Source organism: Alkalibacterium psychrotolerans (assembly GCF_054784355.1).
This window is the reverse complement of the sequence record NZ_BAAGPH010000024.1, coordinates 1-24,876: the sequence shown is the minus strand read 5'-3', so window position 1 is coordinate 24,876 and position 24,876 is coordinate 1. Positions and strand designations below refer to the sequence as shown.

The following is a 24,876-nucleotide window of genomic DNA, read 5'->3' as shown; positions in this document are numbered from 1 at the left end:
TCTAATCTTCCTCTCTTTTCAAGTTACTTTCAAGCTTACTCATAGTCCGTTCAAACTCACTGTACAAGTCAGTCAAAGCTACTTCACTCTGAATACCGGACTGTAGATTTTTGACTTGGACTATTCCTTGCTCAATTTCAGTATCCCCGAGTATATAAACATTTGCAGCCTTCATTTTATCGGCTGTTTTGAATTGTTTAGCAGGTTTTCGGTTCATAAATTCTCTTTCAACAGACTGTCCCTGCTGTCTCAAGTGGAAAGCCAGTCTATTGGCTTCACTGTTTGCCTTTTCTCCTATGGTTACAATAAAAGCATCAAGAGGGTTAGTTTCCGGGAAGCTGTAATCCATGTGATCAAGCAGCAGAATCAGTCGCTCTAGCCCAAAGCCGAAACCGAATGCGGAAGTTGCAGGTCCACCTACCTCTTCGACCAGGCCGTCATAGCGTCCCCCAGCACAAATGGTCGCATTAGCACCAAATTTAGGATTAGTGGTAATGATTTCGAAAATTGTGTCATTGTAATAATCTAGACCTCTCACCATATTCGTGTCAATCACGTACGGTATGGACAAGTCTTCAAGCATAGTTTTAACCGTCTCAAAATGTTTCTGTGACTCGTCATCTAAATAGTCGAGTATAGAAGGGGCATCTTTTACGATTTCCTTGTCTTTTTTGTCTTTACTGTCAAGCACTCTAAGCGGATTTTTGTGCAAGCGCTCTTTAGAATCCTGGCTTAACTGATCAAAGTGAGGTTCAAGGTAGTCTATTAACGCTTTTCTGTATTTTTGGCGAGATGAACTGCTTCCAAGCGAATTTATGACAAGAGTCAAATCGTCAATGCCGTATTGTCTGAATAAGTCCATGGCCAACAGCATAGTCTCCACATCAGTAGACGGATTTTTGCTGCCGAAGACTTCCACACCCAATTGATGGAACTGGCGTTGCCTCCCGCTCTGAGGACGTTCATAACGGAACATCGGACCGATATAAAACAGTTTGGTCGGTTTCTGATACTCAGGACCATATAACTTATTCTCTACAAAGGACCGAACAACACCGGCCGTCCCTTCAGGTCGGAGTGCAATATGACGCTTTCCTTTATCAAAGAAATCATACATTTCCTTTGTCACGATATCACTTGTTTCCCCTACCCCACGGGCAAACAATTCAAGTTGCTCAAACATCGGTGTTCTGATTTCATCAAAACGGTATTTTTTAAGCAAGTTCAATGCTTTCTCTTCAACATGCTGCCATTTCACCGTATCCTCCGGTAGTAAATCAGCTGTTCCTTTTAGTTTCTGGTAATTCATATTTATCCTCCACTCATGTAAACGTTTATCAGTGCATAAAAAAAATCCCTTCCTATTCTCAGACGAATAGAAAAAGGACGTGTCAGGTTTTCACGTGGTGCCACCTTAGTTCAGAAAGCCGCTAGACTTTCTCTCAACAGATATAACGCTCTCACGTGATAAGTCTCCTTATCATTCCTATAAGGTGTCATTCAATCCAGTTGCTTCAGATCTCTTTCAGCCGAGGAGATCCGTCTCTGAAAAGCCTTTTGATTTGCAGTCCTCATTGCGGATGTGTATTTACTTCTGCTTACAAGCTTACAAGAAAGGTTTTTGAAAGTCAATACACCTCTTTTCATGTAATCCCTTACATATTAACGTTGAAATGTCAGTGCAAAAACAAGTATAATGTAAAATAAGCACAACCCAATCATTTTAAAAAAAGATTGCTAAAATTGTCATAAAAGAAGTATAATTAAAACAAACTAAGTTCTGGAGGTGGGTACATATTGAATTCTCTGGCAAATAAACATTTGACTAGAAAAACATTTCTCATACTGGTAATTGGTCTGCTTATGCTTATGCTGGGGTCACTGGCTGTTTTGGCCAACGAAAACAAAGTCACTGTGCTCGCCAGCACTCTCAATGTACGCTATGGTCCTGGTTTGTCGCATGAAATCCTCACTCAGGTACATGAGGATGATCAGCTGACTATACTAGGTGAAGAAAATCAGTGGTACAAGGTTCGGTCTGAAAATAATGAGATAGGCTGGGTGGCCAGCTGGCTGGTTGAAAACGAAGAAGTATCGGTTGCCAACAGAGTAGTTGGAAGAATAACGGCCAGTGAGGTCAACGTCCGCCAATTCTCTTCTACTGATTCAGCCATTATTGGCACTGTATTTTTAAATGATGAGTACCCGATTCTTTATTCTGAGAACAACTGGGTACAGATTCTTTACAATAACAGAGTGGCCTGGATTCATGAAAATTATATCGAACGAACAGACGAAGAAGTCATTGCTGATCAAACCGTTGAGACTTCTGAAAAACAGCGTATTAAAGCAGGCATGGCTCCGACAAATGTACGCGCCGAACCGAATACTACTTCAGCTGTGATATCCACTCTAACTGAACTGACAGAGTTTGAAGTTCTGGAAGAAGTGAATGACTGGTATAAAATTGAATTAGAAAACGGCACACAGGTATATATAGCAAGCTGGCTCACTGAACCCGCTGAAGTTGCTGTTCAACCTGTCGAGCCGGATACCTCATCCTCTTATGTGGCGACTCTTGCTGAAGCTACTATCGTTATTGATGCGGGACATGGCGGCAAGGATCCTGGAGCTGTAGCACCAAACGGTTCGTTTACAGAAGCCGATATAGCTCTGAAAACCTCTCTCCACCTTGCAAATCGTCTTCAGAATGCCGGAGCGAATGTTATTTTAACGAGAGATGATGACAGCTTCATTACATTAAACGACCGGGTCTACTATGCCCATCGTGCACAGGCAGATGCCTTTATCAGTGTCCATTATGATGCAGTAGAAGTTCCGAATACAATGTCCGGAACGACCACCTATTATCATTCAGCTGCAGAGAAAGAACTGGCTGAGTCAATAAATAATTATTTAACTAATAATGGTCCACTTAAAAACAACGGCGTTAGACAAGGCGATTTCTTTGTATTGAGAAATAATGGGCAGAAGGCAGTACTTCTAGAACTAGGGTATATGAATCACGATTATGATATCAGCATAATCAATACTGATCACTATCATCAGACTATTGCGGATGCTATCTTCCAAGGAATCAATCAGTACTTCAGACCATAAGGGAGTACCGGGAAGATTAGCGGGAACATTTAGTCATCTGAATAAATCAGGTAAAACTGTTAAAAGAAAAATTAAAGGCCGTGACTCTCTTTCAGAGGGGCACGGCCTTTAGTCATATTCTATTTATTTTTGGAATCGATAATAATTGTAACTGGACCATCGTTCAATAACTGAACGGACATATGAGCACCGAATGACCCAGTCTCTACAGGTACATTCAGTTCTCTGAGTTGTTTATTGAAATAATCATAAAGTTCATCGGCTTTATCAGGCTTTGCCGCTTTAGTAAAGGACGGCCGGTTTCCTTTTTTCGTATCAGCATGTAATGTAAATTGGGATATTGATAAGACTGATCCTTCAACATCACTTAGTGAGCGGTTCATCTTTTCGTTCTCGTCTTCAAAAATACGCATATTGGCTATTTTACGCGCCAGGTAATCCGCATCCTCAACCGTATCTGCGTCTTCTACGCCTAACAGGACAACAAGACCCGTCTCTATCTGACCGGTCACTTCGCCCTCCACTTTTACACTTGCTCCAGTTGTTCGTTGAATGACTGCTCTCACGTTAAAACTCCTGTTCAAAATAGTTTAAGAGGTAATCCGCTTCACCGAATAGACATCCGGAACTGTTTTGACTTTGTCTACAATCTGTTCCAGTTCTCGTAAGTTCTGAATGCCAATCGTTACTTTGATAATGGCTGTTCCATTTTTATCCACTTTACCATGGATATTACTCAACTTGTTTGTCTGCGAATTTACGACTTGGAGGATTTCATTAAGGAAACCTGAACGGTCGTAACCTTCAATTTGAAGTTCAGCATTATATTCTTTCTTAGCATCGGTTGATTCCCATTCCACATCAATCAGCCTGTTTCGCTGATCTTCAGTTCCTTGGATGTTCGGACAGTCTTTACGGTGTATGGATACCCCTCTTCCACGGGTAATGTAACCGACAATCTGGTCTCCAGGTACAGGATTACAGCATTTGCTTAACCTTATAAGCAAATTATCGGCACCTTGAATGACGACTCCACCTTCATGGCGAATCTTCATTTTTTCCGGTTCTTTCTTGTTTTTCAACTCAATGTTTCCAGTCGTTTCATCAAGTTGAATTTGTTCTTTCTCTCTGTCCTTACGTGCCTTGTCAGTTAGTCGATTAGCGACCGTCGCACTTTTGACTTCTCCATACCCAATGGCAGCGTACAAATCATCATTATTGGTGTAATTGAATCGCTCTGCTACTCTTTTTACGTTTTCTTTTTTTAGAATGTCTTTCGGATTAAAGTCCATCTCGGTTAATAGTCTTTCAAGCGTCTCTTTTCCTCGTTCAACATTCTTTTCTTTTTCCTGAGTCTTAAAGAATCGCTTGATTTTATTCTGAGCTTTGGATGTATTCACATAATTGAGCCAGTCTCGACTAGGACCGAAAGAGCTGGACGACGTCAGCATTTCAACAATGTCACCCGTTTTAAGTTTGTAGTTTAAAGGAACGATTTTCCCGTTTACTTTTGCACCCATGGACTTATTGCCGACTTCTGTGTGTACATGATAGGCAAAGTCCAGTGTACTTGACCCTGAAGGCAGCTCCATAACGTCACCTTTCGGGCTGAATACATAAACTTTATCTTTAAAGATATCCTGTTTAATCGAATCCATAAAGTCACTGGCATTATTAGATTCACTTTGAAGTTCCAGAATGTCTCTAAACCAGGAAATATGCTGGCTTAATTCATCGTTGTCCAGCTTTTTGGAAATACCTTCCTTGTAAGCCCAATGAGCAGCTACCCCGTATTCGGCAATTTCGTGCATTTTTTTGGTTCGAATCTGCACTTCCAGTGGTGTAGCATTCGGTCCAAGAACGGTGGTATGCAATGACTGATACATGTTGGCTTTAGGCATCGCTATATAATCTTTAAAGCGCCCAGGCATCGGTTTCCATCTTGTGTGGATTGCCCCTAATACAGCATAACAATCTTTAATAGAATCAACGATAATCCGAATGGCCAGCAAGTCATAAATTTCAGTAAACTGTTTTTTCTGACTCTTCATCTTTTTGTAAATTGAGTAGATATGCTTCGGGCGACCAGTAATCTGTGCCTCTATTTCTAACTCTTCAACGGATTTCTGAATAGCATTTTTAGCATCTTCAATGTACCTTTCCCGGTCTTCTCTTCTTGAATTCATCAAATGAACGATGCGGTAATACTGCTGCGGGTTTAAATAGCGCAATGATGTGTCTTCCAGTTCCCATTTCATCCGGTTAATACCGAGACGATCGGCAAGTGGTGCATAGATGTCCAGCGTTTCTTTGGCTATTTCTCTCTGTTTCTCGGGCCGGTGATGCTTAAGCGTCCGCATATTGTGCAGACGGTCTGCCAGCTTAACCAGTACCACACGGACGTCCTGCGCCATAGCAAGAAGCATTTTACGGTGATTTTCCGCCTGGTGCTCTTTTTTCGATCTGAACTTAAGTTTACCCAACTTCGTTACGCCATCTACCAGATCGGCTACTTCGGGAGAAAACAGTTCAGATATCTGCTGATACGTGTAATCCGTATCCTCCACAACATCATGAAGAAAACCTGTCGCAACCGTCACCGGATCCATACGCAATTCTGCCAGGATGCCAGCCACTTGAACAGGGTGCATGATAAAGGATTCGCCGGATTTCCTCATCTGGCCACTGTGCGCTTCATCAGCAAGGTCAAATGCTTTTTTTACAAAGGAAACATGTTCACTGTTCATATATGTCAGACACAGTGCGATGACTTCCTGAGGAGTATAATCTTTATTTTGAGACACGTGTTTCACCTTCATTCTATAAGGGTCTTTAATTAATTAAATGATAAGAAAACCAGCACTCATTAAAGTGCTGGTCAGTCCTTACTTTATTATATAGCTTTTTTACTGATACTTCAACAATGCAGAATGAACCGTCTTAGTAAGACTCTGTTGCTTCTTTTCCTTCTACGATAGCGACGCCATTGGATGTACCAATACGCGTTGCACCAGCTTCAATCATTGCCTTGGCATCTTCGAGTGAGCGGACTCCTCCTGAAGCTTTTACGCCCATCTCTTTACCAACCGTTTCGCGCATCAGTTTGATGTCTTCCACTGTCGCTCCACCTGTTGAAAAGCCAGTTGATGTTTTTACAAAATCTGCGCCAGCCCGTTTGGATATTTCACATGCGCGAACTTTTTCATTTTCTGTTAGCAGACATGTTTCAATTATAACTTTAACAATTGCTTTGCCTTTGACTGCATCTACAACTGCTTTAATGTCATCATGAACAAGAGAAAAATCTTCACTCTTAATTGCGCCAATATTAATAACCATATCCACTTCAACAGCACCGTCTTTAACGGCTTGTTTCGCTTCATAAGCTTTCACGTCAGATGTGTTAGCTCCAAGAGGGAATCCGATAACTGTACAAGTATTTACGTCAGACCCTTTCAGCATGTCAGCTGTATACTTGACCCACATAGGCTGAATGCAGACAGCTTTAAAGTCATATTTCTTTGCATCCAGACAGGCTTTTTGAATATCCAAATCTGTTGATTCAGGCTTTAGTACTGTGTGGTCTAGATATTTTTCAATTTTTTCCATTATATTTACACGTCCTTATTTTCTTTTTTTGAAATAATTGCAATCCAGTCTTTCATCTGGTTCACCTGCAGTATTTCAAAGTCATATTTTTTTAATTCATTAATAACGTCATTCTTTTTGCTTTCAATAATGCCTGAGCATATGAAGAGCCCATCATCATTAAGATGAGCATAAGCATCCGGCACAAATGGGATAATAATCTCGGTAAGAATATTGGCGACTATGATGTCTGCTTTATCCTCAATCCCTTTAAGTAAGTTGTTTGCCTGCACCTCAATCGTTTTATCCAGATGGTTCAGGGCCATATTGTCTTTAGCAGACTTGACCGCCACTTCATCAAGGTCATATGCCTTAATTGTATCCGCTCCATAAAGGGCACTGACAATGGATAGAACACCAGAGCCGGTACCTACATCAAAAACAGTGTGTTCTTTTCTGACTGCTGATTCCAGTGCCTGAATACACAGCTGTGTTGTCGGATGGGTCCCCGTTCCAAAAGCCAGACCGGGATCCAAATAACAGACCCGTTCATCTTCAAACTTTGGTGTGTACTCCTCCCACTGTGGAACAATGGTCATAAAACGTGTGACCGGAACCGGAAAATAATATTTCTTCCAGGCGGTCGCCCATTCTTCTTCTTTCACATCAGCAACTTTCACCGTAAACCCACTGACAGACAGTCCATATTCAGTCAGATCTGCAATTTTTTTCTTTAGACTTTTTTCGATTTCCTCTAAGTCATCGAACTCCGTGAAGTAGCCTTTGATCAATACCCCATTTTCCGGAAAATCAGCTTCATTCAGCTCCCACAATGTATCATGACCATATTCCGGGAGATTAAGGAAATCATTTCTGTCTGTTACTGATACCCCAGCTGAACCCAGTTCTGTAAGAATTGAGGTGACTGCTTCCGCTGATTCGTTAGTTATCGTAACGCTAAACTCTTTCCACGCCGTCATAGTCGTCATCCTTTTTAATTTTTTCAAAAAATGACAGGTCTTCATCAAAATCCATCATCAGTTTTTCTTCATCGTATCTACCCGTATCCTTCATCGTCTTGACTAACGTATCCACATTGTTTTCATTCCAGACAAGTTTGTATTCACCTGCATAATCGTCTAGTAAAAATTCACGCAACTCTACCATACCTTGTTTGGTTGTAAGATTTAACTGCCTTAAAATCACATCAACAAAGCCCTTTTCAATGCCTGTGTTACTGTCAAAAGCGGTGGCAGTCAGATAATTTTGAGGCTTAACATGTGAATAAGCCGGATCATAAAAACAGATGACATCTTCAAACTGCACTTTTCCCGGTTCATTATTCTGCCCAAGGGAGTCCTGAACCTGAATTTTTTCATCTGTCTCAACTCCGAAAGTAATATAGAGCTCGATAAGTTTTTTCTTGCTGTTTTTTACCAGGCGCCATTTAAAATTAGGTAGCACATCTTTCAGTTCTGAATCGATATAATTTGATAAACTTTCAGTCATATTTGTTCCTCCTCTAGTTTAACACAGCTTCCCAGCCGTTATCTATCTCAGTTTTTCCTTTTTTTCTGGAGACGTACGGATTTCCTTTAACACTGTACCGAAGCAGTTCCTCCGTCCATTTTCCTTTATTCGGAATGCCAATACGGGCGGACTTTTCAACGACTGCAGGTATTCTTTTACGTCTGGGGTCAATCATCACTGTCGGTTCATAAACATTAGATCCGTTGTCGTCCATTGTTATACCGAGAGCCTTAGCAAGCTTTCCAGGTCCGTTAGTCATCTCCATGCCCGATTTCCCTCTTCTAACTTGCTGGATATCTTCTCCATCCAACGGCTCAATAGCACGCACAAGAACTGCCTGAGGCTCAGTTCTGGAACGGGTGACAACATTAAACAGATGATGCGTATGCATTCTATACACATAAACAGTGCCGGCATCCTCATACATGGACATCAGTCGCGGTGTCTGTTTCCCGGCGAAACTATGACAGGCTTCGTCAACTTTGCCTAAATAAGCCTCAGTCTCCACAATCCAGCCGGAAGTCAGCTGGCCATCTTTGGTACTGATCAGGAGGCTTCCTAATAAAGATTCAGCCACTTCTACCGTTGATAAACGATTATCATTCAAACAGTCCATTATTTCCTTTAATCACTCCTACTACTCTTCGTCTTCTTTTGCGTCAGGTGAATAATCAATCTGTATTTCAAGTACTCGCCTGTTACGAACCTGGGTTACAGTCACCTGCATATTATGGTAGTTGAACTGATCCCCATCTTCGGGAAACTGGCCCATTTCTTCAATAACAAAGCCGCTGACCGTATTAGAGACATAACTGGATGATTCATTAATCCCAAACATATCAAACAGTTTATCAAGATTGACTGTCCCTTTCACCTTATACCGCTTGCCTTCGATGATTTCTTCAATTTCTTCTTCGATGATGTCGTATTCATCCCAAATTTCACCGACAAGCTCCTCTAAAACATCTTCCATTGTTGCTATACCAATGGTTCCACCGTGTTCATCTGTCACTACCGCCATATGCGTTTTCTTTAACTGCATTGTTCTTAGAAGCTTGGATAAATTCATTATCGGCGGAACAAACATCACATCTTTAATAATAGCCAGCAAGGAAGGATTCTTGCCATCTATGCGTTTGGCTTTAAGATACCGGTTGAAATCTTTTTCGTGAAGAACACCGATGATATCATCAATGGTATCATCATAGACGATAAGTCTGGAATAGTTATGTGTCATGAAAAGTTCTTCGATTTCCTCGTCAGGCGTATCCAGTTCACAGCCCACTACGTCTACCCGGGGCATTAGTATGGATGAAACCTCGAGATCATCGAATTCGATGGCAGACCGAACCAGCTGATGCTCATGGTCTTCAATGCTTCCCCCACTCTCCGCTTCGTCGACGATTGACAACAGCTCATCTTCGCTGATTATCTGATCGCCTTCAAAATTAAATAGCTTATCCAGCATCACTTTCCACTTCTGAAGCAGCCAGAGTGCCGGCTTGAATAAAAGAATCAGAAAATGAAGAATGGGTGTGGCGCTCTTTGCCATCTGCTCGCTCTTTTCTTTAGCAATTGTCTTTGGTGTTATTTCTCCAAAAATCAGGATAATAACAGTCATCACTAAAGTGGCAATAGTAGGTCCGTAGACAGGAAACCATCCGACGAACAGGAGCGTTGCAATTGCTGACATGGCAATGTTAACAATGTTATTGCCGATGAGAATGGTTGACAGCACTGCATCAAAATTCTCTGTCAGTTTCAACGTTTTTTCAGACCGGTCATCGCCGTTTTCTGCCTCATTTTTTAGTCGAATACGATTGGCCGACGTAAACGCTGTTTCTGAAGATGAAAAGTAAGCTGACATGACTACTAAAATGACCAGTAATAAAATACTCCTAAGACTTTCATTATCCATTAACCTATCTCCCTGCTTTTGTATAATGTCCTATTAATTATAGCATATTCTTATTAAATCTGAGACTATTTCAACTACAGAGCGTTACAGTAAAAAATCTTACTGCTACTCCAGGCTGTCCAGGAGTGGCAGTAAGATTTATAAAGTTGAATAATTTAATCTTCGTCCAGATTCAATACGCTCATGAAGGCTTCTTGTGGGATTTCCACGTTACCAACATTTTTCATGCGCTTCTTACCGGCTTTTTGTTTCTTCAAGAGTTTCTGACGTCGTGTAACGTCTCCGCCGTACAGTTTAGCCGTAACGTCCTTACGGTAGGCCTTAACTGTGGACCGTGAGACAATATTCTGACCGATAGCTGCCTGAATAGGGATTTCAAACTGCTGACGCGGAATTGTCTGCTTCAGCTGCTCTACTACCGAGCGGCCACGAGAATATGAAAAGTCCTTGTGCACGATAAAGCTGAGGGCATCCACTTTCTCACCATGGATAAGAATATCCATTTTGACCAGGTTGCTGACGCGATAGCCTGCTTCCTGATAATCAAGTGAAGCATAACCTTTGGTGCTTGATTTCAAACGGTCAAAGAAATCATATACAATTTCGGATAATGGCATGTAATACATGACATTGACACGGATATCATCCAAGTATTCCATCGTAATGAAATCCCCACGTTTTTTCTGAGCAATTTCCATTACGGCGCCAACGTAATCATTTGGAACAGTAATCGTTGCTTTAACATACGGTTCTTCAACTGATTCAATCTCCTGCGGTTCAGGCATATCAGCCGGATTGGATACTTCTACCATTTCACCGTCAGTCTTATTAATATGATAGATAACAGACGGAGCGGTCGTAATTAGGTCCAGGTTAAATTCGCGTTCCAGACGTTCCTGAATAACATCCATGTGAAGCATGCCTAAGAAGCCGCAACGGAAACCGAAGCCTAAAGCTTGAGATGTTTCTGCTTCATACTGTAAGGCAGCATCATTAAGCTGCAGGCGTTCAAGTGCCTCACGCAGATCTTCGTATCGTGCAGAGTCGGTCGGATACATACCACAGAAGACCATCGGATTCATCTGACGGTAACCAGGCAAGGCTTTATCCGTTGGATTATTGGCCAGTGTCAAGGTGTCCCCGACCTGTGTATCCTTGACTGTTTTAATATTAGCAGTAACATAGCCCACATCACCAACCATTAACGCCTCACGTTCAATTGGTTTAGGTGAAAAGACACCGACTTCAGTAACATCAAAGGTCTTGCCGTTATTCATCAGCTTGATTGTGTCACCTTTTTTCAAGGTCCCATCCATGACACGAATATTTAATACCACACCTCTATACGAGTCATAGGCTGAATCAAATATAAGAGCTTTTAATGGATTGTCAATGTCCCCTTGAGGAGCAGGTATTTTTTCAACAATTTGTTCTAAAATCTCTTCAATACCGATCCCAGTTTTTGCACTTGAGAGAACAGCTTCGCTGGCATCGAGACCGATAATGTCTTCGACTTCTTTTCTCACGCGCTCAGGATCAGCTGCCGGTAAATCAATTTTGTTGATAATTGGTAGAATTTCCAGATCATTATCCAAAGCAAGATAGACGTTGGCTAAGGTTTGTGCTTCTACACCTTGAGCAGCGTCTACAACCAGAACGGCTCCTTCACAAGCTGCCAGACTTCTTGAGACCTCATAAGTGAAGTCGACGTGTCCTGGGGTATCAATCAGGTGAAGAATGTACTGTTCACCGTTTTTGGCCGTGTACAATACTTCTACTGTATTTAACTTAATAGTGATACCACGTTCTCTTTCAAGGTCCATAGAATCCAGAAGCTGTTCCTGCATTTCACGGTCTGCTACAGTATGTGTCATCTGCAGAATTCTATCCGCTAAAGTGGATTTACCATGGTCAATATGCGCAATAATTGAAAAATTTCGAATCTGTTTTTGTCGTTCACGTGCTTGTTTTTTATCCATTGCTATTCTTTCCTCATTCCTCTTAAAAACATTCCTTACTATTATACCAACGATTAGAAAAGAGTACAATCACATGTGAAGATTCCACTAGATTAGAAGACTAATGTGAACAAAATCAGCCGGAAGCTCTTCAGCTATCACCCTTTCTGCAAAAAAAGGGAAACAGCATACGTGAATCACATGCGTTTCCCTCTCCATTATTTGCTTTTATCTTTAAATGCGTCTTTCACTTTTGAAAAAAACGAACTGTCTCCCTGTTCGACCACTTCTTTATAGTCACCGGCTGACGCAAACTGTCTCAAGTGTTCTGCTTGTTCTTGAGTCAGTTCCTTAGGAATAACAACCTTAACCTTAATGTGCTGATCACCGTTGCCAGTGCCTCGCAGTCTCGGTGCACCTTTTCCTTTCAGTCGGAACGTTGTGCCTGGTTGCGTGCCTGCCGGTACCTTAAATTTAACTTTACCATGCACGGTCGGTACTTCCAGCTCATCGCCCAGTGTTGCCTGAACAACATTTAAAGGCAGTTCATAGTATATCTCAGAGCCTCTTCTATCGAATATATCCGAAGCCTTGACTCGGAAAACTACATATAAATCACCATAAGGTCCGCCATTAACTCCGGCATCTCCCTGGTTTTGAAGACGCATCTGGTTGCCGTCTTCTACACCTGCAGGCACTGTTACTTTAACAGAATTCTGCTTTTTCGTGTGTCCTGAACCGTGACAGACAGTACATTTTTCTTTGATTTCCTGTCCGGAACCATTACACGTTGGACATGTCTGTTGCGTCATTACTCGTCCAAACGGTGTGTTTCTTTCCATGTTCACAGCACCCGCGCCGTGACATTGCGAACAAGTCTGAGGGCTGGTTCCCGGTTTCGCACCAGAGCCATCACACGTTTCGCATTCTTCTTCTCTGTTATAGCGAATGGTAGTTTCTTTGCCGAAAATCGCTTCTTCAAATTCAAGGTCCATTACGTACTGTAAGTCTTCACCTTGTCGCGGAGCATTCGGGTTGCGACGACGTGATCCGCCACCACCGAAGAACTGGTCGAATATATCTTCGAATCCGCCTCCGAAGCCGCCTTGACCTCCGCCAAAGCCACCCCCGAAGCCACCACCGGCTCCAAAGTTAGGATCAGTCGAAGCATGACCATACTGATCATAGGCTGCTCGTTTCTGCTCATCACTCAGCACTTCATATGCTTCAGATATTTTTTTGAATTTTTCATCCGCATTGGGGTCGTCACTAATATCAGGGTGATGTTTTTTAGATAGTTTCCGGTACGCTTTCTTTATTTCATCTTTAGAAGCATCTTTCGATACGCCCAGCAGATCATAAAAATCTTCTTTCTGTGCCATAGTATTCCTCCATAACTACTCAAACTCTCGTGTATAAACAAGTTGCCAGTTCAGTCGGTCAAACCAACTTTACGTTAATTAACCGAAAAAAGAAAGAAAGCACTTTTACTTGGTATGCTAAGTGCTTTCTTCTTCTGACTGTCTTACTTCAATTATTCTTCGTCGTCTACTTCTTCAAACTCAGCATCGACTACGTCATCAGAAGCATTTGAGTCAGCTTGCGCTTCGCCCTGTGCTCCTTCTGCTTCTTGTTGAGCAGCAGCTTGTTCATATAATTTCACAGACATTTCCTGAACGATTTCATTCAATGCATCGCGCTTAGCTTTGATTTCTTCTGTGTCATCATTTTCCAAGGCCACTTTCAGTTCATCACGAGCTTCTTCAGCTTTCTTGACATCTGCTTCATCCGCTTTTCCTTCAAGCTCTTTAAGCGTCTTGTCAATTTGGAATACTAACTGATCTGCTTCATTGCGCAGTTCAACTTCTTCTTTACGCTGTTTATCAGCTTCTGCATTCTCTTCTGCTTCTTTCACCATGCGTTCAATTTCTTCATCAGACAAGCCGGATGATGATTTGATGGTGATCTTCTGTTCTTTACCAGTACCCAGGTCTTTTGCAGACACATTTACAATACCGTTTTTATCGATATCAAACGATACTTCAATCTGAGGTACACCACGTGGTGCAGGTGGAATATCCGTCAACTGGAAACGACCAAGTGTTTTGTTGTCTTTAGCCATTGGACGTTCACCTTGAAGAACGTGTACATCAACAGCAGGCTGGTTGTCTGCAGCTGTAGAGAATACTTGAGATTTGCTTGTTGGAATCGTTGTATTGCGGTCAATCAGTTTAGTAAATACGCCACCCATTGTTTCAATACCTAGTGACAGTGGAGTAACGTCAAGCAATACGATATCTTTAACTTCACCGGAAATAACACCTGCTTGAATAGCAGCACCCATGGCAACTACTTCGTCAGGGTTAACTGAACGGTTAGGGTCTTTTCCTGTTTCAGCTTTAACTGCATCCACAACTGCTGGAATACGAGTAGAACCACCAACAAGGATAACTTCGTCAATTTCTGACTTGGAAATGCCAGCGTCTTTAAGTGCCTGGCGAACAGGGTTTTTAGTACGTTCAACAAGGTCATCAGTCAGTTCATCAAATTTCGCACGTGTCAGAGTGATTTCCAAGTGAAGTGGACCTGATTCTCCTGCAGTGATGAATGGCAGGCTGATTTGTGTAGATGATACACCAGACAAGTCTTTTTTCGCTTTTTCAGCAGCATCTTTCAGACGCTGTAAAGCCATTTTGTCTTTGCCTAAATCAACGCCGTTTTCTTTCTTGAATTCAGCAACCAGGTAATCAATAATCTTGTCATCGAAGTCATCTCCACCTAAGTGGTTATCTCCAGCTGTTGCCATAACTTCGAATACACCGTCGCCCAGTTCAAGAATGGATACGTCAAATGTTCCGCCACCCAAGTCAAATACGAGGATTTTTTCATCTTTATCAACTTTATCTAAACCATAAGCTAGAGAAGCAGCAGTTGGCTCGTTGACAATACGGTCTACTTCAAGACCCGCAATTTTACCTGCGTCTTTTGTTGCCTGACGCTGAGAGTCATTGAAGTAAGCTGGAACAGTAATAACTGCATTCGTTACGTCATCACCAAGGTAGTCTTCTGCATATGCTTTCAGGTGCTGCAGAATGTAAGCAGACACTTCCTGAGGTGAGTATGACTTTCCTTCAGCTTCAACTTTATAATCTGTACCAATGTGTCGCTTAATAGAAATAACTGTGTTCGGGTTAGTAATAGCCTGACGCTTCGCTACTTCCCCTACTTGAATTTCTCCATTTTTAAAAGAAACGACAGATGGCGTTGTACGATTTCCCTCTTTATTAGGGATAATCTTAGCTTCTCCACCTTCAAGAACTGCAACTGCAGAGTTTGTTGTTCCTAAATCAATACCAATAACTTTACCCATATCTATATCACCTTTAACTTTCTTATATTTTTATAGTGTAACTGAAACTTTCGCTGCACGTAATACTCTGTCGTGCAGTTTGAAGCCTTTTTCAAATACTTGAGCCACTTCATTGCTTTCCTGACCTTCAGCAGCCGGTACTTGAGTATATGCTTCGTGGAAATTTGGATCGAACTGCTCACCGAGCGGATCGATAATTTCAATTTTCTCTTTATCAAATGCCTGAATTAAACTGGCATACACCATTTCAATTCCTTTTTTCAAATTATTACCTGCTTCTGTATCGACTTCAATGCTTAATGCTCGTTCGATATTATCTATAGCCGGTAACAATTCTTTGGCAAGAGACTGTGCACTGTATCGTTGTAAATCTTCACGGTCTCGCTGGTTTCTTTTCCTGATGTTAGCCAGTTCAGCCTGCAGACGAATATATTTGTCGTTTACTTCGTCAAGTTCCTTCTGCTTTTCTTCGAGGGCAGTTACTGGAACCATTTCTGTTTCAACCGTCTGTTCGCTTTCTTCTGACTCCAGAACCGTTTCGTTTGTTTCGTTTACTTCTTCATTGGAATCTTTCGTCAATTCCTGCTCTTCCTTTTCTTCCATGAATACCTTCCTCATTTCTTAATTATTCTAGATAGTAGTTCAGTAATGTATGAGTCAGCTGCTTTCTCAAAACATCAAGAACACCAAAAGTCTCATCGTAAGACATGCTCGTCGGGCCTAAAATGGCTAACGTTCCGCGCCCATGCCCGCTCACCTGATAGGTTGCGGTCACTAAGCTGAAATTGGTGAACAAGTCATTATTCATTTCTTCACCAATTTTCACATCAAAGTCATTTTGCATGGCATTAATCAGCACATTTAAATCACCCTGGTTTTCGAGCAGTTCATAGAGGGACTTGAGTTTTTTCTTATCCATGTCCTCTGAGAAATCCAGCAGATTCATTTTACCGGAAATATGGTAACGGTCTTCAGCAGAAGCATTAAAAATGGATTCAAGCGTCAGGAACATATCCGATGCGTTGGCTGCGTGTTTTCGAATAAGAAATGGAATATCTCTTTCAAGTTTTTTCGCTACTTCATTTAATGGAAGTCCGACTAAGTGATGATTAAAGATGTTTGCGACCTTTGTGAGATCGGATTCTTCAATCGACTTGGGCAGACGAAAGACTTGATTTTCGATTGTTCCCTTATCTGTCTGTATGATAGCCATCACATGGTTATCATTCAAAGCCAGCAGCCGAAAGCCTGTCAGGCGACTGTATTCAGCCTTGGGGCCCAGTACTATAGCTGTGTAACTGGTCAGTTCCGACAGCAACTGTGCGGACTGATGCATGATATCATCCATTTGCTGAACCCGACTGCCGAGCATGTCATTCACAAGCTGAATTTTTTCACTCGTCAGCTCTCTGGGCTTCACTAAATGATCGATATAATATCGGTACCCTCTCATGGATGGAATACGACCTGAAGAAGAATGAGTCTTCTGAATAAAACCCAAATGCTCCAGATAACTCAGCTCGTTTCTGATTGTAGCAGAACTCGCGTCTATACTGGCTTCATTCATAATGGTTTTAGACCCGATAGGCTGACCCGTTGATGTATACAGCTGAATCAGACTATCCAGTATGGCAATCTGTCTCTTTGTTAACACGTGCATCACTCCTTGGCACTGAGAGAGAGATTAATCTTTAAGAGTTTTCTCTTCATTAAATTAGCACTCGAAAGAGTCGAGTGCTAACACATTTATAATTTATCAAATTGTACTCACTCTGTCAACAATTAAACCTGATTTATTTTGACCTTTGATAAACTGCTTTTTGCATCAATTTCATCCTGGTCGAGTCGTTCAATCAGTTCTTCCACTGAGTTGAACTTGATTTCATCTCTAAGATAGTCAACCCACTTCACCACGACATCTTCCCCGTAGATTTCTTCACTGAAGTCAAACAGGTGCACTTCAATTGAATAACTCGGTCGGTGGCCAAATGTAGGGTTATAGCCTATAGAAGCCATACCATCATGCCATTTACCGTTCACTTTCATCTTTACGGAGTATACGCCTCGCTTTGGAACCATTACATAAGGATGAGGATAAATATTGGCCGTTGGATAGCCGAGATCTCTGCCTCGTGCATCCCCATGAATAACGAAGCCGCTGATTTCATAAATATACCCCAGCAGCTTGTTGGCTTCATCTATCTTCCCTTCGCTGATGTAGCGTCTGATTCGTGTGGAACTAATTTTTTCATGATCATCAATTTTTTTGTTGACTGTTATTATGTCAAACCGACCTTTGGCATAAGCGTGTAAATTATCCATATTGGCCACATGGGCCTTGCCATAAGTATAGTCGAAACCGGCCACCACAACCTTAGCCTGCCAGTTCACTATATACTGGTCGACAAAATCCTGTGGAGACAGGCGCCCGAATTTCGATGTGAAATCCACTTCATAAAGAATATCAACCCCCATGTCACTGATTATTTTTTCTTTACGGTCAAGAGGAGTCAGGTAAGATAAATTGTCCGGGTCAAACGATCTGTAAACAAAGGCCGGATGCCTGTTAAATGTCATGACCGCACATTTCATATTTCTTTTTTTGGCTTCTTCAATTCCTCGTCTAATGACGGCCTGATGACCGCGATGAACCCCGTCAAAGAAACCCAGCACCAGTACAATGTCTCCCTGGTAGATATCTTCCATATTGTAAGGATGGTGAACACGTATTATTTTCATTTTCTACACCTGCAATTCATTCTTTAACACTTTTAGCGGTTTGATTAACTCTTCTTTAGTCGGATGCGGACCGTAAATGGCTACAGCCTGCCCTTGATACATAAAGACCAGTTTATCCTGGTTTTCTTTCAGATACTGCTGTTTAGGCAGACGCGAGCCGTGTCTGACCAGCTCATATTCATCGCTTGAAAGTTCATAGGCAGCCAGACTTTTCAGTGCATGTTCCAATGGATATAGGGTATCTTCAACCATTCCTTCTTCCATTAACAGCTTCACCTGATCTAACGTTAACGCTTCACTCCCTGAAAAGCCACCGCTGGCTTCTCTAGTGAGCTGTGACATGTGCGCCGGATAACCCAGTTTGGCCCCGGCATCCACAGCCAGCGTTCTGACATAGGTGCCTTTGCCGCAGAGAACTTCAAACGTGAACGATACAGTCTGGTTTTCCTCATTAAATTGTAGCGGGGACAAGCGTTTAAATTCCTTAACGGTCACTTTCCGGGTCGGTCTTTCGACCTCTTTCCCTTCACGTGCATATTCATACAGACGCTTGCCATTGACTTTAACAGCTGAATAATATGGTGGCGTCTGGCTGATTTCACCGATAAAAGAATCGAGAATGTCGTCAACCTGCTGTTCCTTCAAGTCAGACTCAACTGCTTTACTGTCAACGACTTCTCCCGTCGCATCTTCAGTGGATGTGGCTATACCTAAAGTCACTTCACCTTTATATATTTTATCCGAATCAACCATATATTCTATTACTTTTGTGGCTTTTCCAACTGCTACAGGAAGAACACCGTCCACTGCCGGATCGAGTGTTCCAGAGTGTCCAATCTTTTTCGTCTTTAAAATCTTTCTAAGTTTATAGACGACATCATGGCTTGTCATGCCGGCTTCTTTCCAAATCGGTAATATTCCTTCCATAATTCCCTCCAACCGAAGACATTTAACACACTACATAAAAGAAAAGAGAATCAATGTATTAAAACAAAGATTCTCTTCTTTATGATTGATTACCCAACTATACCATAGAGAAGCTTATTCATCTTGGTCGTCTTTTATTTGATTGAGTAATGCATCTATTTTACTACCGTAAGCTACTGATTCATCGCGTTTGAAAGTCAGTTCCGGTGTTTTATACAAGGTTAGTCGATTACCCAGTTCCTTGCGGACAAGACCGGTGGCTTTATCCAGCCCAAGTTGTGTTTCCTTTATTTTTGCTTCTTCTTCATCCAAGGTACTGTAAAATATTGTCGCCTGCTGTAAATCACCAGTCACATCAACGCCAGTTACAGTTACACCATCCACTCGGGGATCTCTTACACGTTTGCGCAGAATATCAGTTACTTCTTTTTGAATTTCCTGAGATACTCTACCTACTCTATAATTCGGCATGGTATTCACCTGTCCTTCTTATAATACTTATCGTTTAATTTCTACCATTTCATATGCTTCGATGACATCATCAACTTTAATGTCATTGTAGCCTTCAATAGTCAGTCCACATTCATACCCTTTACGGACTTCCTTGGCATCATCTTTAAAGCGTTTCAGACTTGACAGTTCGCCTTCAAATACAACAACGCCATTTCTTACCAGACGGATAGAACTGCTTCGTTTGATTACACCATCGGTCACGAAACAACCGGCAATTGTACCTACTTTAGATACACTGTAGGTTTCTCTTACCTGAGCTTGACCAGTCACTTTTTCTTCAAATTCCGGATCAAGCATACCTGTCATCGCTGCTTCAATTTCATCAATGGCATCGTAGATAACGCGGTGTGTTCGAATATCCACTTCTTCTCTGTCTGCACTTTCGTTCGCCTGGATTGTCGGTCTGACATTAAAGCCAATGACAATAGCTGAACTTGCAGATGCAAGCGTGATATCACTTTCGTTGATTGCACCAACGCCAGTGTGGATAATATTGATTTTAACACCTTCTACTTCAATCTTTTCAAGACTGGCAGCAAGTGCTTCAACAGAACCTTGAACGTCGGCTTTTACGATGACGTTAACAGATTTCAGTTCGCCTTCTTCCAGGCTGTCAAACAAGTTTTCAAGTGTGACTTTATTGGTTGTAGAACGCTGTGCATCAACTGCCGCTGCAGCTCTAGCTTCTCCTACCTGTCTAGCTGTTTTCTCGTCTTCGAATACAACGAAGCGGTCGCCAGCCTGAGGCGTATCATTCAGACCAGTAATTTCAACAGGTGCAGAAGGTCCAGCTGACTTCACGCGTCGGCCTTTATCATTTGTCATGGTACGAACACGCCCAAAGGTGTTGCCTACGACAATCGGCTCTCCCTGGTGCAGCGTGCCGCCTTGCACAAGAAGGGTTGCAATAGGTCCTTTTGATTTATCCAGACGCGCTTCGATAACAGTACCGATAGCCAGACGTTTATTGTCTGCTTTATATTCTTCCACTTCAGATACAAGCAGAATCATCTCAAGCAGTTCATCCAGATTCTGGTTAAACTTGGCTGAGATTTGTACGAAGATAGTGTCGCCGCCCCAATCTTCAGGAACCAGACCGTATTCAGTTAATTCCTGCATAACGCGGTCCGGGTTAGCTCCGGGTTTGTCTATCTTGTTGACTGCAACAATAATTGGAACTTCAGCCGCTTTAGCATGGTTGATTGCTTCAACCGTCTGAGGCATAACACCATCGTCAGCTGCTACAACAATAATGGCGATATCCGTAACGTCAGCTCCACGCGCACGCATAGTAGTGAAGGCTGCGTGTCCTGGTGTATCCAGGAACGTAATCAGTTTACCATTTTCTTCTACCTGATAGGCACCGATATGCTGGGTAATCCCGCCGGCTTCTCCTTCAGTGACATTTGTCTGACGTAATGTGTCAAGAAGAGTAGTTTTACCGTGGTCAACGTGTCCCATAATTGTAACAGTAGGTGGACGACTTACTAAGTTTTCTTCAACCACTTCCTGATCGAAGAATGTATCAAAGTCGGTCAGGTCGACTTGAACTTTTTCTTCAGACTCAATGCCGTATTCTGCCGCAAGCAGTTCAATCGTTTCTTTGTCAAGAGACTGGTTCTGATTGGCTACTACACCCATCATAAACAGTTTCTTAACAATCTCTGCAGGTTCACGGTGAAGTTTTTTAGCTAATTCGACAATTGTCATTCCATCAGTGTATTCCAGCACTTCCGGCAACTCTCTATGCTTACGCGGAGTCAGGTTCGGTTGAGCCTTCTGCTGATTCTTCTTACCTTTGCGTCTTCTTCCGCCAGGTCCACCATGGATACCACGGTGCTGTCTTGAATGACGTTTTTTCTTGTTGTCAAACTGCTGCTTTTGTTTTTCATCTGTTGTACGTTTTGGTACAGCTGATGTGCTTTTTTCTTGTGACTTGTTGGGCTTATTCGATTTTGATGATGAATTTGTATTTGATTTAGTTATATTAGATTGTCCTTTACTGTCGTTCGATTTTTTGTTTCCTTGTTTTCTATTATCCGCAGGCTTGTTCTGTTTCTGCTGTTTATTGTTTGTATCTCTGCGCTGATTAGCATTTGCTTTATCTGCAGGAGCTGATTTCTTCTGGCTCGCAGGTGTCTGTTTCGATTTGTGCTGAGCTTTCTGCTGTGGCTGTGAGGCCGGTTTTTTCTGTTCTTTAGCAGGTGCTGTCAAAGCCTGTTTAAGCTTAGGTACATCTCCTTCATTCATTGAAGACATATGACTGCTGTAGTTAATCCCCAGCCCTTTTGCTGCATCCAGTACTTTCTTGCTCGGCACATTGTTTTCCTTAGCGAATTCATACACTCTTAATTTGCCCATTTAATCACCTTCCACTTCATTTTATAGCAATTTTTGAAGGGAATGCACAAAGCCTTTATCTAAAAGGGCGCATACTGTTCGTTCCTTCCCCAAAGCGTGAGAAATTTCTTCTCGAGAAAATGATGTATCTAAAGCAACATCATAATACTCACACTTATTCAAAAATTGTTTTCGTGCATTATCACTGGCGTCAGAAGCCAGTACAACTAGTTTAGCCTGATCTGACCGTATGGCTTTTAGAACAAGTGACTCGCCAGAAGTAAGCTGGCCTGCTCTTTGAGCCATGCCTATCAGATTTAAGGCACGCTGTTTATTGTTCATTTTCGATTTCCATTCTTGCTTTTCTATAGTCGATATAGTCCAGCAATTCAGTATAGAACTCTTCTTCAACTGACGCATTAAGCGCCTGATTAAGCAGTCCTTTTTTTCTCGCTTTTTCAACAAGGTCAGCATCTAACGAAATGTATGCTCCTCGGCCGTTTTTCTTGCCGGTCGGATCAATTGAAACCTGTCCTTCTTTGTCTCTTACTATCCGGACCATTTCTTTTTTAGGCTTCATTTCACCAGAAGCTATACATTTTCTCATCGGTATTTTACGCTTCTGCATCTTTACCCACCTTAACTATGATGACTAAACTTCTTTATCGTCTTCTGAAAAAGTGGCTTCGTCAATTTCATCCATTGTCGCATCGACAGCCTCTTCTTCACCACTGTTATCTCTTTCTTCGGCAATTTCAATTAAATCTTCTGCCTCATTGGGATTCAATTCACCTGACTGAAAATCAGTTTCCATTACAGGTTCTCCCGGTTGATTGTCTAACTCACTGCCTTCTTCCGCAAAAATGGAGGCTCCATCTGTTGAAGAAACAGATTCTTCATCAAGTTCTTCAACTGTATTTTCTTCAAAGATAGAAGGAGAATCAGTAAGCTGATCAACTTCCTGCTCAGCAGTTTCTTCGCCTTCATTCAGGGCTTCGAAAAACGAGTCGTCTTTCAGTTCATCGGCCTGCTCTTCCATTTCTTCCATATCGGATTCGGATTTAATATCAATCTTGAACCCAGTCAGTTTTGCTGCCAGACGAACGTTCTGTCCACGTTTACCAATAGCTAATGACAACTGGTAATCCGGTACGACAATCACACAAGAGTGCTGATCTTTATCAAACTGAACATCGACAACCTGTGCGGGATTCAAAGCATTTTTAATGAATACTGCTGGATCTTTGTCCCATTCGACAATATCCATATTCTCGCCATTTAATTCATTTACAATAGCCTGAACACGTGTCCCTTTAGGACCGACACACGTACCAACCGGGTCAACATTTTCATCTTTAGAGGTCACTGCAATTTTAGAACGGTCCCCTGCTTCTCTAGCAATAGAGACAATTTCAACTATTCCATCGTAAATTTCGGGTACTTCCTGTTCAAACAAACGTTTAATTAAATTAGGATGTGTGCGTGATACGAAAACCTGCGGGCCCTTAGTTGAATTTTCAACGTTACTTACATAAACCTTTATACGGTCATGGGTCGCGTACGTTTCGTTTTCAATCTGATCTCTCTTGGACAGCACGGCTTCGACTTTTCCTAAATTTACATAGATAAATTTGTTGTCCTGACGTTCAACGGTTCCAGTCATCAAGTCATCTGCATAAGCAATATACTCATTATAAATGATTGAGCGTTCCGCTTCGCGCATACGCTGCATGATTACTTGTTTCGCAGTCTGAGCAGCAATTCGACCAAAGTTCTTAGGGGTCACTTCGAACTTGATTTTATCTCCGACTTCGTACGCCTTGTTTCGTTCTCTTGCTTCTTCCAGACTGATCTCAAGTTGAGAATCATACACATCTTCGACAACTTCTTTGACTTGGTTGACTGTTATATCTCCATTGTCTTCGTCAAAAATCACTTCTACGTTCTGAGATGTTCCATAGTTCCGCTTGTAAGCAGATACGAGAGCTGCTTCAAGGGCATCTATGACTATTTCTTTGGAAATGCCTTTTTCCTTTTCAAGTGTTTCAAGAGCAGCTGCTAATTCTTTACTCATTTTTTGTCTCCTTTATTCGGTTTTCATGTGATTCTATTTTAAAACTCTACGGCTAATCGGGCTTTAGTCACTCGACTATAAGGGAGTTCCATCACTTTTTTTCTAGCTTTTACTTGGACTTCCATTACGAGTGTCTCACCATCGAAAGACTGTAAATGACCTTCGTACATTTCCTGTCCGTCTATCTGAGCATTCAGCTTGACGTTAATGTATTTCCCTATAGCTTTTTTAATGTCTTCTTCCGTGTTCAGCGGACGTTCCGCTCCGGGTGATGACACTTCCAGGTAATAGGCATGGGGAATAGGATCCGGCTCGATTGCGTCAAGTCTTTCACCTACTTTTTCACTGAAGATCGCACAGTCATCCAGGTCAATTCCTTTATCCTTATCAATATACAACCTTAGAAACCAGTTTTTACCTTCTTTTACATATTCAACATCTACTAATTCGTAACCTAATTCTTCTGCAATAGGTTCGGTCAGTGATTTCACTTTATCTATAGTGTTCAAATACAGTCACTCTCCTCTCAAATGAGTACGCACTTCTGCAGCATTCATCAAGGCTGTGAAAAAGAGTGAGCGGATTCGCTCACTCTTTACACGGTCTATCTCGCTCGATTCGTTATTTAGTGTACCATAATACACGCCTTATAGCAACTTTAACGGATTTATCGTATGTGTAAAGCTATTCTCGGAAATTTATTCTAGAAATCTGAAACGCAGTTTATTGTTTTTGACTTTCTCAAGCCTTTTTTGCTGTTCGAGCTTTTAAAAGGCTTGAGAAAGTCAGTTCTAATTAA

22 protein-coding genes are annotated in these 24,876 nt (G+C 41.8%); 1 reads left to right on the top strand and 21 read right to left on the bottom strand.

Annotated features, from left to right (window positions below; all coding sequences use genetic code 11):
- Position 1 precedes the first annotated feature (1 nt).
- Positions 2 to 1,309, bottom strand: coding sequence for a histidine--tRNA ligase (gene hisS, locus ACYVLS_RS03810; protein ID WP_460321423.1), 1,308 nt, complete (start codon positions 1,307 to 1,309; stop codon positions 2 to 4).
- Positions 1,310 to 1,797: 488 nt separating this feature from the next.
- On the opposite strand from hisS, the gene ACYVLS_RS03805 reads away from it, so the two are divergent.
- Entirely contained in the window at positions 1,798 to 3,120 is a 1,323-nt protein-coding gene (locus tag ACYVLS_RS03805) for an N-acetylmuramoyl-L-alanine amidase (RefSeq protein WP_460321421.1), read from the top strand.
- A gap of 119 nt (positions 3,121 to 3,239) precedes the next feature.
- Here ACYVLS_RS03805 and dtd read toward each other — a convergent pair whose 3' ends face one another.
- From dtd to rimP, 20 genes are all read right to left on the bottom strand, one after another.
- Positions 3,240 to 3,686 carry a D-aminoacyl-tRNA deacylase gene (gene dtd / locus ACYVLS_RS03800; protein ID WP_460321418.1) on the bottom strand — a complete coding sequence of 149 codons (447 nt, stop codon included), beginning with the start codon at positions 3,684 to 3,686 and terminating at the stop codon, positions 3,240 to 3,242.
- 24 nt (positions 3,687 to 3,710) lie between these two features.
- Positions 3,711 to 5,924, bottom strand: a complete 2,214-nt coding sequence (locus tag ACYVLS_RS03795) for a RelA/SpoT family protein (protein WP_460321417.1) — start codon at positions 5,922 to 5,924, stop codon at positions 3,711 to 3,713.
- A 136-nt stretch (positions 5,925 to 6,060) separates the two neighbouring features.
- Positions 6,061 to 6,729: a deoxyribose-phosphate aldolase gene (gene deoC, locus ACYVLS_RS03790; RefSeq protein WP_460321414.1), complete on the bottom strand. Its 669-nt coding sequence runs from the start codon at positions 6,727 to 6,729 to the stop codon at positions 6,061 to 6,063.
- 5 nt (positions 6,730 to 6,734) lie between these two features.
- Positions 6,735 to 7,688, bottom strand: a complete 954-nt coding sequence (prmA, locus tag ACYVLS_RS03785) for a 50S ribosomal protein L11 methyltransferase (RefSeq protein WP_460321411.1) — start codon at positions 7,686 to 7,688, stop codon at positions 6,735 to 6,737.
- Positions 7,666 to 8,217: a DUF3013 family protein gene (locus ACYVLS_RS03780; RefSeq protein WP_460321408.1), complete on the bottom strand. Its 552-nt coding sequence runs from the start codon at positions 8,215 to 8,217 to the stop codon at positions 7,666 to 7,668. The genes prmA and ACYVLS_RS03780 overlap by 23 nt, the downstream gene beginning before the upstream one ends.
- Before the next feature lie 13 nt (positions 8,218 to 8,230).
- Positions 8,231 to 8,854 carry a DNA-3-methyladenine glycosylase gene (locus tag ACYVLS_RS03775; protein ID WP_460321406.1) on the bottom strand — a complete coding sequence of 208 codons (624 nt, stop codon included), beginning with the start codon at positions 8,852 to 8,854 and terminating at the stop codon, positions 8,231 to 8,233.
- Between the two features lie 21 nt (positions 8,855 to 8,875).
- A complete protein-coding gene (locus ACYVLS_RS03770; RefSeq protein WP_460321403.1) occupies positions 8,876 to 10,156 on the bottom strand; it encodes an HlyC/CorC family transporter in 1,281 nt (426 codons plus the stop codon).
- A gap of 155 nt (positions 10,157 to 10,311) precedes the next feature.
- Positions 10,312 to 12,135 carry a translation elongation factor 4 gene (lepA, locus tag ACYVLS_RS03765; RefSeq protein WP_460321400.1) on the bottom strand — a complete coding sequence of 608 codons (1,824 nt, stop codon included), beginning with the start codon at positions 12,133 to 12,135 and terminating at the stop codon, positions 10,312 to 10,314.
- Positions 12,136 to 12,332: 197 nt separating this feature from the next.
- Positions 12,333 to 13,496, bottom strand: coding sequence for a molecular chaperone DnaJ (gene dnaJ / locus ACYVLS_RS03760; RefSeq protein ID WP_460321397.1), 1,164 nt, complete (start codon positions 13,494 to 13,496; stop codon positions 12,333 to 12,335).
- A 152-nt stretch (positions 13,497 to 13,648) separates the two neighbouring features.
- Positions 13,649 to 15,484: a molecular chaperone DnaK gene (gene dnaK / locus ACYVLS_RS03755; RefSeq protein WP_460321395.1), complete on the bottom strand. Its 1,836-nt coding sequence runs from the start codon at positions 15,482 to 15,484 to the stop codon at positions 13,649 to 13,651.
- 30 nt (positions 15,485 to 15,514) lie between these two features.
- Positions 15,515 to 16,087 (bottom strand): nucleotide exchange factor GrpE, encoded by a 573-nt coding sequence (grpE, locus tag ACYVLS_RS03750; protein WP_460321392.1) that lies wholly within the window; start codon positions 16,085 to 16,087, stop codon positions 15,515 to 15,517.
- 22 nt (positions 16,088 to 16,109) lie between these two features.
- Positions 16,110 to 17,138 (bottom strand): heat-inducible transcriptional repressor HrcA, encoded by a 1,029-nt coding sequence (gene hrcA / locus ACYVLS_RS03745; protein ID WP_460321389.1) that lies wholly within the window; start codon positions 17,136 to 17,138, stop codon positions 16,110 to 16,112.
- A 128-nt stretch (positions 17,139 to 17,266) separates the two neighbouring features.
- Positions 17,267 to 18,223 (bottom strand): bifunctional riboflavin kinase/FAD synthetase, encoded by a 957-nt coding sequence (locus ACYVLS_RS03740; protein ID WP_460321386.1) that lies wholly within the window; start codon positions 18,221 to 18,223, stop codon positions 17,267 to 17,269.
- 3 nt (positions 18,224 to 18,226) lie between these two features.
- Positions 18,227 to 19,150, bottom strand: a complete 924-nt coding sequence (gene truB / locus ACYVLS_RS03735) for a tRNA pseudouridine(55) synthase TruB (RefSeq protein ID WP_460321383.1) — start codon at positions 19,148 to 19,150, stop codon at positions 18,227 to 18,229.
- Between the two features lie 114 nt (positions 19,151 to 19,264).
- Positions 19,265 to 19,621, bottom strand: coding sequence for a 30S ribosome-binding factor RbfA (gene rbfA, locus ACYVLS_RS03730; protein ID WP_460321380.1), 357 nt, complete (start codon positions 19,619 to 19,621; stop codon positions 19,265 to 19,267).
- A gap of 27 nt (positions 19,622 to 19,648) precedes the next feature.
- The gene (gene infB, locus ACYVLS_RS03725) at positions 19,649 to 22,024 is read right to left on the bottom strand and encodes a translation initiation factor IF-2 (protein ID WP_460321377.1); all 2,376 of its coding nucleotides are present in this window, start codon (positions 22,022 to 22,024) and stop codon (positions 19,649 to 19,651) included.
- 21 nt (positions 22,025 to 22,045) lie between these two features.
- Positions 22,046 to 22,345, bottom strand: a complete 300-nt coding sequence (locus ACYVLS_RS03720) for a YlxQ-related RNA-binding protein (protein WP_460321374.1) — start codon at positions 22,343 to 22,345, stop codon at positions 22,046 to 22,048.
- On the bottom strand, positions 22,335 to 22,631 hold the full coding sequence (rnpM, locus tag ACYVLS_RS03715) for an RNase P modulator RnpM (RefSeq protein WP_460321372.1): 297 nt from the start codon (positions 22,629 to 22,631) through the stop codon (positions 22,335 to 22,337). The genes ACYVLS_RS03720 and rnpM overlap by 11 nt, the downstream gene beginning before the upstream one ends.
- A 24-nt stretch (positions 22,632 to 22,655) precedes the next feature.
- Positions 22,656 to 24,077, bottom strand: coding sequence for a transcription termination factor NusA (gene nusA / locus ACYVLS_RS03710; RefSeq protein ID WP_460321370.1), 1,422 nt, complete (start codon positions 24,075 to 24,077; stop codon positions 22,656 to 22,658).
- A 38-nt stretch (positions 24,078 to 24,115) separates the two neighbouring features.
- Complete coding sequence (rimP, locus tag ACYVLS_RS03705; protein ID WP_460321368.1) at positions 24,116 to 24,586, bottom strand: ribosome maturation factor RimP; 471 nt, start codon at positions 24,584 to 24,586, stop codon at positions 24,116 to 24,118.
- Between the last annotated feature and the right edge of the window lie 290 nt (positions 24,587 to 24,876).